This is a genomic window from Streptomyces sp. NPDC029292 (assembly GCF_055569295.1).
In genome coordinates, this window is the sequence record NZ_JBVHXR010000017.1 from 260055 (window position 1) to 269639 (window position 9585).

The 9585-nt window shown below is 68.4% G+C and carries 12 protein-coding genes; 3 read left to right on the forward strand and 9 right to left on the reverse strand.

All coding sequences use genetic code 11. The features are described from left to right. Positions 1-167: 167 nt before the first annotated feature. From ACZ4WS_RS32885 to ACZ4WS_RS32895, 3 genes are all read right to left on the reverse strand, one after another. The gene (locus ACZ4WS_RS32885) at positions 168-1511 is read right to left on the reverse strand and encodes an aminomethyl transferase family protein (protein WP_467986272.1); all 1344 of its coding nucleotides are present in this window, start codon (positions 1509-1511) and stop codon (positions 168-170) included. Between the two features lie 125 nt (positions 1512-1636). Continuing rightward, on the reverse strand, positions 1637-2575 hold the full coding sequence (gene folP, locus ACZ4WS_RS32890) for a dihydropteroate synthase (RefSeq protein ID WP_467986307.1): 939 nt from the start codon (positions 2573-2575) through the stop codon (positions 1637-1639). A gap of 90 nt (positions 2576-2665) precedes the next feature. Next, positions 2666-2965 (reverse strand): hypothetical protein, encoded by a 300-nt coding sequence (locus ACZ4WS_RS32895; RefSeq protein ID WP_467986274.1) that lies wholly within the window; start codon positions 2963-2965, stop codon positions 2666-2668. 48 nt (positions 2966-3013) lie between these two features. On the opposite strand from ACZ4WS_RS32895, the gene ACZ4WS_RS32900 reads away from it, so the two are divergent. Together ACZ4WS_RS32900 and ACZ4WS_RS32905 are read left to right on the forward strand one after the other, a co-directional pair. Next, entirely contained in the window at positions 3014-3544 is a 531-nt protein-coding gene (locus tag ACZ4WS_RS32900; RefSeq protein WP_467986276.1) for a hypothetical protein, read from the forward strand. Then, on the forward strand, positions 3544-4023 hold the full coding sequence (locus ACZ4WS_RS32905; RefSeq protein WP_467986278.1) for a DUF6233 domain-containing protein: 480 nt from the start codon (positions 3544-3546) through the stop codon (positions 4021-4023). Before ACZ4WS_RS32900 ends, ACZ4WS_RS32905 begins: the two co-directional genes overlap by 1 nt. A gap of 9 nt (positions 4024-4032) precedes the next feature. On the opposite strand, the gene ACZ4WS_RS32910 is transcribed toward ACZ4WS_RS32905, so the two are convergent. The 6 genes from ACZ4WS_RS32910 to ACZ4WS_RS32935 all read right to left on the reverse strand — a co-directional run bounded on the left by ACZ4WS_RS32910 (position 4033) and on the right by ACZ4WS_RS32935 (position 8219). Continuing rightward, complete coding sequence (locus ACZ4WS_RS32910; protein WP_467986280.1) at positions 4033-4287, reverse strand: hypothetical protein; 255 nt, start codon at positions 4285-4287, stop codon at positions 4033-4035. A gap of 300 nt (positions 4288-4587) precedes the next feature. Continuing rightward, positions 4588-4995 (reverse strand): hypothetical protein, encoded by a 408-nt coding sequence (locus ACZ4WS_RS32915; protein ID WP_467986282.1) that lies wholly within the window; start codon positions 4993-4995, stop codon positions 4588-4590. A 102-nt stretch (positions 4996-5097) separates the two neighbouring features. Then, complete coding sequence (locus ACZ4WS_RS32920) at positions 5098-6123, reverse strand: alcohol dehydrogenase (protein WP_467986284.1); 1026 nt, start codon at positions 6121-6123, stop codon at positions 5098-5100. Between the two features lie 2 nt (positions 6124-6125). Beyond that, positions 6126-6530 (reverse strand): nuclear transport factor 2 family protein, encoded by a 405-nt coding sequence (locus tag ACZ4WS_RS32925; RefSeq protein ID WP_467986286.1) that lies wholly within the window; start codon positions 6528-6530, stop codon positions 6126-6128. 140 nt (positions 6531-6670) lie between these two features. Beyond that, positions 6671-7156 carry a tautomerase family protein gene (locus tag ACZ4WS_RS32930; protein ID WP_467986288.1) on the reverse strand — a complete coding sequence of 162 codons (486 nt, stop codon included), beginning with the start codon at positions 7154-7156 and terminating at the stop codon, positions 6671-6673. Positions 7157-7247: 91 nt separating this feature from the next. Then, positions 7248-8219: a GlxA family transcriptional regulator gene (locus tag ACZ4WS_RS32935; RefSeq protein ID WP_467986290.1), complete on the reverse strand. Its 972-nt coding sequence runs from the start codon at positions 8217-8219 to the stop codon at positions 7248-7250. Between the two features lie 410 nt (positions 8220-8629). Here ACZ4WS_RS32935 and ACZ4WS_RS32940 point away from each other — a divergent pair, with 410 nt between their 5' ends. Continuing rightward, complete coding sequence (locus ACZ4WS_RS32940) at positions 8630-9430, forward strand: alpha/beta fold hydrolase (protein ID WP_467986291.1); 801 nt, start codon at positions 8630-8632, stop codon at positions 9428-9430. Positions 9431-9585: the final 155 nt, after the last annotated feature.

Below are 9585 nucleotides of genomic sequence, written 5' to 3' on the forward strand. Positions count from 1 at the left end.
TGCTACTCTACGTGACCGCCTCCTCTCCCCTCCCTCCCCTCTTCTTCCTCCCCCCCCCCCCCCCCCCCCCCCCCCCCCCCCCCCCCCCCCCCCCCCCCCCGGGCCGGCGACGCGGGGTCGCGTCGCACGGCACGTGGGGCCGGAGGGGTGCCAGGCAGGTGGTCGCGTCAGCGGTCGCGGCGGTAGAAGGTGCGCGCGTGCTCGTTGAACGGGGAAGGCTGGACGGTGGCACGGATGCGGGGGAAGCCGAGGTCGGCCTCGGGGTCGGTGCCGGAACCGGGGTGCTCGCCCCAGACCACCGACACCTCGGAGCCCGCAGTGGCGTACTCGGAGTCGATCAGGGTCTGCGCCAAAACGGTGCCCACCGGGTCGATCGACGCGCTCTGCATCGTGACACCGACCAGACCCGCGGCGGTCTCCACGCGGTGGCGGGCGTAGGTGAGCACGAAGCCGGGGTCCTGGCCCTCGCCGATGACCGTGCGCACGTCGTCGGAGTCGAGGACGAGAGTGACCTTGGTGCGGCGTACCTCGCCCTTGGCCTTCTCCAGGGCGTCGCGGCCCACGAAGTCGTGGTTGAAGGAGATCATCTTTCCGTAGCCGAGTTCGTACGGGGAGACGTAGTAGTCCTCGATGTCCTCGGAGAAGAAGCTGCCGTTCAGCGGGCGCTTGCCCTCGATGCCGAACAGGGCCAGGTGCCGGCGGTAGTCCAGCAGTTCGGGGTCGGTGTAGATGCCGGGCACCGGCGAGGGGATCCAGCCGCTCTCCACGCTGGGTGTGGCGTAGGCCAGGGCGCCGACCTGGATCAGGCCGAGCGGCTCGCCGACCTTGAGGAACGTCTCGTGGACGTACGCCGCGTGCTCCCAGGGGCCGATGAACTCGAACCCGGCCTGGCCCGCCATGCCGTGGCGCAGGGCACGGAGGGGGCGCCCGTCCAGGGTGACCGCGCTGGAGTGGAAGAACTTGGTCTCCGGCAGCGGCCCGCCGAAGGCACGCTCGACCAGTTCCGCGGCCAGCGGGCCCTGGATCTGGTACCGGAACAGCTTCGGGTCGCCGCCGCCGGTCCGGAAGGTGGACGAGGGGTCGGTGACGAAGCCGACGTCATAGCCACCCTTCTCCGCGTGGTACTGCACCCAGCGCTGAGCTGCGGGGATGCCACTGAGCAGGTACTTGTTCTCGCCCTCGCGGGCGAGGATCCCGTCGGTGACGATGTGGCCGCTGCGGGTGACCGGCACATACTGCTTGGCCTGGCCGATAGCGAACTTCTCGAAGTTGTTGACACCGTGGTCGGCGAGCACCCGCGTGGCGTCCGGGCCCTCGATCCACATGTCGTACATGTGGTGCGAGAGGTTGAGCAGGGCCACGCCCTCGTGCCACGCGGCCTGCTCCTGACGCCAGCCCGCGTACTCGCGCTCGACAACCTCGGGGGTCCATGGCTCGGCATTCGGCTGCCACAGCAGCTTCATAGGCGAACCTGCCTTCTCGATGCCGTCCTGAAGGGAGGGGGTTGCCATAACGGCTCCTTTTCGTAGCTGTCTGTCCCGTGCTGTCTGTCCCGTGAGAGCTAAATCGATCTAGCGCATGCCAGCAGCAGGCCATCGGGCCTGATCTGTCGACGGATTGGCGGTACTAAAACGATCTAGCGCAAGCTAGCAGAGTGGTCGCACTCAGGCGAGGCGCTGGTTTCGCATTCATTGCGTGCGATCGACGCGTCGACATAGGCGGCGGCCATGTGCACCGCGTCGAGACTCGCGCGGACGTCGTGCACGCGAACGCAGAACGCGCCTCCGACGGCCGCGAGCGCGGAGACGGCGGCCGTCGCCACGTCACGCCCTGCGGGCGGTACCTCACCGGCGCCCCCCTCCGCGAGGGCCGCGCCGATGAAGCGCTTCCTCGACGCACCGACCAGGAGGGGGAATCCCAGCGTCCGCCGTCTCTCCAGACCCGTCAGGAGCGTCCAGTCGTGCTCGGGGCGCTTGGAGAAGCCGAGTCCCGGATCGAGGGCGATACGGGCCGGATCCACCCCTTCCTCCGTCAACCGCCAAAGGCGCGCGCCGAGTTCGGCCATGACGTCGGCCACGACGTCGCCATAGTCCGCATGGCGGTCCATCTCGCGGCTGGGCGCGCGCCAGTGCATGGCGACATAGGGAACGTCGGCCGCGGCGACGGTCCGTGCCATGGCCGGGTCGGCCAGGCCGCCGCTGACGTCGTTGACCAGGCGAGCCCCCGCCCCGACCGCGGCGCGGACCACGGGTGCGTGCATCGTGTCGACGCTCACGCACACTCCGGCACGGGCGAGTTCGCGCACCACCGGCACGGTCCGGGCCAGTTCCTCGTCGAGGCACACGGGCCGCGCTCCCGGCCGGGTGGACTCGCCGCCCACGTCCACGATGTCCGCGCCCTGAGCGGCGAGATCCAGCCCGCGGTCGATCGCGTGCCGCGTGTCCGCGTACACGCCGCCGTCGGAGAAGGAGTCGGGCGTCACATTCAAGATTCCCATCACCAGGCAGCGACCGGGCCGGGGCAACCCTTCCGGTGGCCCGTGCTGTCTCGGCCGCCCGAGGGCGACACCTTCCATGGTTGACATCAGCGGCAACCTCCCTGATCTCGCGTCCTGTGACGAGAAGGAAATACTGAATCGATTTTGTTTGGATGGTAGAGGGTGATGCTAAATCGTTCTAGCATCTGGGTGCGACCAGGGTCCCGGCATCCGCGACACGGCGTCCGAGAGCTTCGCGGGCGGATGCGTGCAGCGTGCCTGTGCCGACAGCACGCTGCGGACGAACGTGTCGTCGGAGCTCCACAGATAGACGTGTTCCTCGTGGGCGACCACACACGCGACCGGCTCTCCCAGGAGGCGGGCGACGACGTAGGCGGCCGCCATGCCGGTGACATCTCTGATGGTCCCCATGCGCAGCAGGGAGCGGGTCTCGGCGATGGCCTCGTGTTCGCCTGCCCAGATGAGCACACGGATACCAGCGGTCCGGCTGGCAGGTGAGCGATGAGGAAGGGGAGCGTGCCGACGGCTCCGACGGCTCCGACGGCTTCGACGATTCCGGCGTCGGAGGGCGATCCGGTGATCGCGAGCAGCGGCATCGCCGTCCCGTTGATCTGGGAACGCGTCCGGCTAGACCCCAGCCCCGAGCGGCACCGCGACGAGCTCGCCGCCCTGTCCGGCGTGACCATCGCCTCCGACGGAGGCGCCCGCGCCCGCTACCGCAGCCTGCTGGCCTCAGCGCACTTCGCCGTCGCCCGCTACCGCGCGGGCTGCCCCTGGTCGATGAGCGTGATCGACTGCCAGCGCATGGGCCTGCCCGTCATCGCGCCACGCACCGGCTGGCTGGCCGAGCACATCGACGAGGACCTCCTCTTCGACACCCCGACGAGGCCGTCCGGATCGCCCTGCGGCTGGCCGAGGACGCCGAGTTCTACGTCCTGCACGCCAAGCGGGCGCATGCCTCCACCGCCGAGTTCGCCCCGTCTGCCGTGGCGGCCCGTACCTGGAGGCGATCGCATGAGGGCCGGGTCCCGGAGATCGACGCGGTGATGCTGTCGTACGACGAACCGTTCGCCGACCACCTCGACGCCCGGCCCCAGAAGGTGCTGGGGATGCGGGTGAGACGGCTGCACGGTGTGGAGGGCATGCGTCGGGCCTACCGGCTGGCCGCCGAGGTTGTCGATGGTGAGGGCCTGGCGCGTACGCGGCGATGGATCGAGGCCGAGAAGCGGCGCGAAGACGAGCGGCAGCGCGGGATCGAGGCCCGGCCGCCCGCGCCGGACTGGCTCATCGAGCAGGGGCTCAACGGACGTGCGGCCGTGTACGGCCACGTCGGCGGCTGCCACATGGCAGGCAAGCGCAGCAAAGGAGTCGAGCGGGACCAGGCACTCCGGGCACTCACCGAAGGGGCGGACGCGTGCACGCACTGCTGGCCGGACAGAAGCTCGGGTACCTGGAGTAGGCGCGCCGCCGCTCGCCGCGCCGTCGGCGGGCCGCCGACGGCGCGCAGTATCGGCTCGGTGGCCTGAGCGTCCTCGCTATGCGGAAGCCACGACCTGGCCGGACATGACCTGGGGAGGGTTGGGGAGCAGCGAAGCGAGGTTGTCCCGCACGAAAACCGCCGCCTTCTTGATTGATTCCTCGGCCCCCGCCTCGCTTTCGAAGACACTGGTCGAGAGCATGACTCCGTTCCCGGCGTCGACCCAGTAGTAGGCCAGGAGACCGGGGATCTGACGGATGAGCGGCACGAATCCCTCGTTCACCCGACGCCCTGCCTCAGTCGGATCGGTCACCCCTTCATATCGTCTGACGGCTGCGTACACGGCTGATCTCCTCACGAGTCCGGGGCATCTGCTGCGCAGACGCCCTACCCCCTGCGACGTGTGCTCCGCTCGCGAGTCGTGCGGCAATCACTGGAAGGGTGCGGCCGGTGGTCCGAATGGCGGCCTCTGCTGATGACCGGGCCGGACGGCTGCCCCAAGGCGCGACGCGGGCGTCCGTAGAGAGAGCTGTCGCTCGACAGGTCAGGTCCGTACTCCTTGCGATCCAGCCGGTAGAGGAGTTCGGCAACCCGCTTCTCGCGTGACGTGCGGTCAGGGTGGACACGGTGGACGAGGAGTGGCTCCGCGGGGTCGTGGATGAGTACGGCGACGGGCTCCCCGTCGTCTGCAGTCCGTGCAGTCGCCGAAGTCGAAGTTGCCGAAGGTGAGCTGGTCGCCGTCGAGGCGGAAGGCGGCGTTGAAGGTGAACAACCCGGCGGCATGGATCCGGTCCGGGAACGTCTGGTAGGGCCACCGCTCGGTCTCGCCGTTGGGGTCGGTCTTGGTGAGGATTCCGTTCTCGATGGTCAGGGTCGAAGTGCCGTTCGGCGGACGCTCGGTCCAGGTCTCGTCCCCCGGCCAGTGCCGCCAGTCCTCGTCGGCCATCGTGCGCGTCCACGTCCCCTCGAGCGGACTGGCCGTGGTGGACTTACCGGGGCATGAGGCGGTGTCAGGTCCCACGCCGGTCGTCTCCTTGAGGTACTGGATCTGCTCAAGCCAGTCCGCCGTGCGTGCGTCCCGTCCGAGGCGGGGTGACTGGAGAGCCTTACCGGCTGACGGGTGTCACCCGACCGTGAGCACCATCCGGAAGCGGGCCTTGCCGGCAAGCATCTTCTGGTAGGCCTCGTCCGCACGATCCAGCGGCACGATCTCGGTCATCGGTCGGATGTTGTGCAGGGCGCTGAACGCCATGGTGTCCTCCACGTCCTGCGAGGTGCCGGCCGGGTGGCCCCGGACGACGTAGGCGCCCGTGAGCAGCTGGGTCGGGCCGATGCCGAGCGGCGCGGTGTCCGCTCCGATGGCCACGAGTTCCCCGCGGGGGGCGAGGCCGTCCACGGTGGACGTGATGGCTGCGGAGTTACCGGCGGTGGCGAGGACGGCCTTGGCGCCTCCGAGGGACTGGAGTGCCTCGGCGACCGGCGTGCCGGAGGTGCTGTCGATGTAGTGGTGGGCGCCGAGCTGCTTGGCGAAGTCGGCCTTCTCGGGGCCGCGGGCGATCGCCACGGTCTCGAAGCCCATCGCGACCGCGTACTGCACTCCGAGGTGCCCGAGGCCGCCGAGGCCGAGCACCGCGACCAGATCTCCGGGCCGGGCGGAGCTGCGCCGCATACCGTTGAAGACGGTTGCGCCCGCGCAACCCATCGGCCCGGCATCGCGCGCCGCCAGTGCGTCGGGGATCCGGGCCAGGGCGTCGGCGGGCGCGATCACCTTCTCGGCGAATCCTCCGTCGTACGTCCACCCGGGGACCTTCAGGTTCCGGCAGACGATGAAGTCGCCCTCCCGGCAGGGCCTGCAATGGCCGCAGCTGCCCCCGAACCAGCCGACCGCGACCCGGTCACCGACCTGCCATCCACGGTCCTGAACGGCTTCGCCCAGTTCCTCGATGTGCCCGGCGATCTCGTGTCCGGGTACCTCGGGGAACGACACGCCTGGTAGTTCGCCCCTCACGAAGAGAGCATCGGTGTGGCAGACGCCGCATGCCTCCACGGCGATCCTGACCTGGCCGAAACCCGGCTGCGGCACCTCTCGCTCGCTGAGTTCGAACGTGCCGTTCGGGGCGGTCACCTGTGCGACCCGATAGGTACTCATTCTCAGCGCTCCTCGGGGAAGTCGTCGCCGTACATCGGCAGACCGCTCAGGGATTGCTCCCGGGATGCCTCGTCCTCGATCACGTCCCAGTGCTCCGCCAGGATGCCGTCCTCGAGGCGGAGGAAGTCTGCGGCGATCCAGGGGGCGGGCTGCCCGTGCCCCGAGAAACGCCCGCGCACCATGACCATGTCCCCTTCCGCCATGATCAGCTCGCATTCGTGCTTCAGCTCCGCCGGGAGGCTGTCGACCAGGTCGAAGAGCCCCTCCCGGCCGGGCGCGATATGGGCGCTGTGCTGGATGTAGCTGGGGGACCAGAACCGCTCGGCAGCTGCGTAGTCCCGCTTGTTGAACAGAGCGTCGAAAGCTTCACGGACGATGGCCTTGTTCCTGTCCTCGACGGTGCTCATGGGGTAATCACCTTCTATCTGCCGTTTGCAGAAAGTGGGCGCAAGCGCCTGGAAGATATGCGGAAACTTACCGATCAGGCCGCGCACCGCTGACCGAGTATCTGTTGAGCCGTTGGGATGTACTCCGATCGGTCGGGTATTCAGTCCTTGCCGAGGAGCTTCCTTACGGTCTGCACGATCTCCTCGTTGGTGTAGGCGTGCCCGCCGATGCCCCAGCCGCCTGGAACAGTCTCAGTCAGTGCCACCCAGGTGCGCTCCGACAGAGAGGCGTCTCCCGCTGCCTTGGCGATGAGGGCGGAGATGTCTTTCACCAGTCCGAGTTGCTGCTCGCGGTTGAGGGCGCCCGCGTTGGTGGTCACGTGGACACGCACGCCATTGCCGCCCCCGGCGGTGGAGAACGCCTCCGGCTCCAGTTCGTGAATGAAGGCGGCAGTGTTGTCGCTGAAGAAGGGAATCGCCGGCACCTTCTCCCATCTCATGATGGTCTCAGCGAGCTCCTTGGCCAGGGCGTGCTTGTCGCTGAAGGTCCCTTTCAGGGCATACACGTCAAGCATAGGCATGGCAGCGGTCCGAATCTGTGAGGAGGTGCCGTTGCCGTCGATCCTCGTCGGAGTCACGTCGATCAACGACGGTGTTCAGTGCCACGACTCGTAAGTTTCGGGACATCTGGGCCGTCACGGTCGACCTGGCTGATCTCGGTGGGCAGGTTCTTGGCTTTCACGTCTGGCGGGGCTGGAGCCCTGCCGCGGTTGTCTGGTGGAAGGTCCGCCGGTAGGCGGAGGGCGTGGTGCCGAGGGCGTCGCGGAATCGAGCACGGAGGTTGGTGCTGGTACCGAGGCCGCTTTGGGCGGCAATCTGTTCGATGCCGAGGTCGGTGACTTCCAGGAGTTCGCGGGCGTGGTTGACACGGGCGGTGAGCAGCCACTGGTGCGGGGTAATACCGGTTTCCTGGCGCCACAAGCGGACCAGGGTGCGGGCGGAGATGCGAGCGTGCCGGGCAAGAACGTCCAGCGTGAGGGCTTCGTCGAGGTGACTCAAGGCCCAGTCGCGGGTGTCGGCGAGGGTGCGTGCGGTGGGCTCGGGCAAGGACTGGGCGATGTACTGGGCCTGGCCGCCGTCGCGGTGCGGTGCGGCGACCAGTTCGCGGGCGATGTCGTTGGCGACGGCAGCACCGAGGTCCTTGCGGACGATGTAGAGACACAGGTCGATGCCCGCGGTCACGCCCGCGGAGGTCAGCAGGGGATCGTCGTCGATGTAGAGGACGCTGCGGTCCACGCGGATCTGGGGGTAGAGCTTTTCGAGATCGTCGGCGCTGGCCCAGTGCGTGGTCACCGTACGGCCGTTGAGCAGCCCGGCCGCGGCGAGTGCGAAGACGCCGGTGCAGATGGAGGCGATGCGGGCGCCCCGGCCGAAGGCAAGTTTCAGTGCCGCTGTGACCTCGGGTGCCGGTGGCAGTTGATAGTCCCCGTAGCCGGGCACGATGATCGTGTCCGCCTGGGCCAGGGCCTGCAGCCCTGCTGTGCCTCCGACGGTGAACCCGGTGCTGGTCGTGACGCTGCCACGGGCTCCGCTGCACACGGTGAGCTCGTACGGCGTGTTGGGTCGCGTGTTGAAGATCTGCGTAGGGATGCCGAGGTCGATGGGGAGTACGAGGGGCAGCACCAGGACCGCGACGCGATGAGGAGCCATGGCTCCAATGCTACGACCGTAACTTTCTGGACAGGCCGAGCCGGGGCAGAGAACCGCAGGAACGGTCTGGTGGCCCGTGGCACGTTGAATGCGTCGGCTGTGCGGAACTCAGACGGGAGGGGTGACGGTGTGCCGAGGCGGCCCGATGCCCCAGCAACCCGAGCAGCCGTATCAGTGCAGCAGTAGGGAAAGCCGCCGGTGTGATCGCAGCCATCGTGTTGGTCAGCGAGTGACCGTCTCTTGGGCGTGTCTCGAAACTTGCGAATAGTGGCATACGAGCTTGTGGTTGATCGAGAAAGGCCGGACGACGATCGAGTCATGAGCAGCATGGCCCAACCGCCGAGGCTCACGTCGGCAGCGGCCGCAGGAGTGCGGCTCCGCACCGGCCCAGGCAAGGACACCTGACTGCCGTGACCACGTACACCCCGATCGGCCGGTACTTCAACGTGAAGGACGGGCGGGTCTACGGCCACGTCCGCGAGGGCGACGGGCCGGCTCTGGTCTTCCTCCATTACTGGGGTGGCTCCCACCGCACCTGGAGGCCGGTTGTCGAGCGCCTCAGCCCCGCACAAGCGTTCGTCTCGTACGACCACCGCGGCTGGGGTGAGTCCACCGAGGTACCTGGCCCCTATGGCATCGAGCAGCTCGCCGACGACGCCGAGCGCGTCATCGACGAACTCGGCTACGGAGAATTCGTCGTCGTGGGCCACTCCATGGGCGGAAAGGTGGCCCAGGTGCTCGCCTCCCGCCGCCCCGCCGGACTGAAGGGCGTGGTGCTCGTCGCACCCGCCCCGCCGGCTCCGATCGGTGTGACGCCCGAGTTCCAGCAGGTGCTGGCGCACGCTTACGACAACGACGAGACCATCGACCACAGCATCGATCTAGTACTGACCAATGGCGAGCTGTCCGCCGAGGCGCGCCGGCAGGTGCACGAGGACAGCTCCCGGCCAGGCGAGGCGGCCCGCATGGCGTGGCCGCGACAGGCGCTGGTCGAGGACTTCACGGACAGGGTCGGTGCCATCAACGTTCCCGTACTGGTGCTGGCCGGCAGAGACGACCAGGTGGACCCGCCGCGGATCCTGCGCGAACACCTGCTTCCTCTGATCACCACTGCCACCCTCACCGAGCTCGGCGGTACCGGCCACCTGTCGCCACTGGAGGTGCCCGACCAGGTCGCCTCCCACATCAGCGTGTTCGTCGCTCGCCTCTAGTAGGGCTTGGTCAGGTTCGTATCGGTGTGGGTATGTCGCGGTGGCAGGTGGGGCAGGCAGCGGTCCAGAGGGCGAGGAGTAATTGCAGCTCGCGGACGACCTGGTAGAGGCTCAGGCCGGCGCCGCGTCTTTTGGGGCCCGGGCCAGTCGTTGCA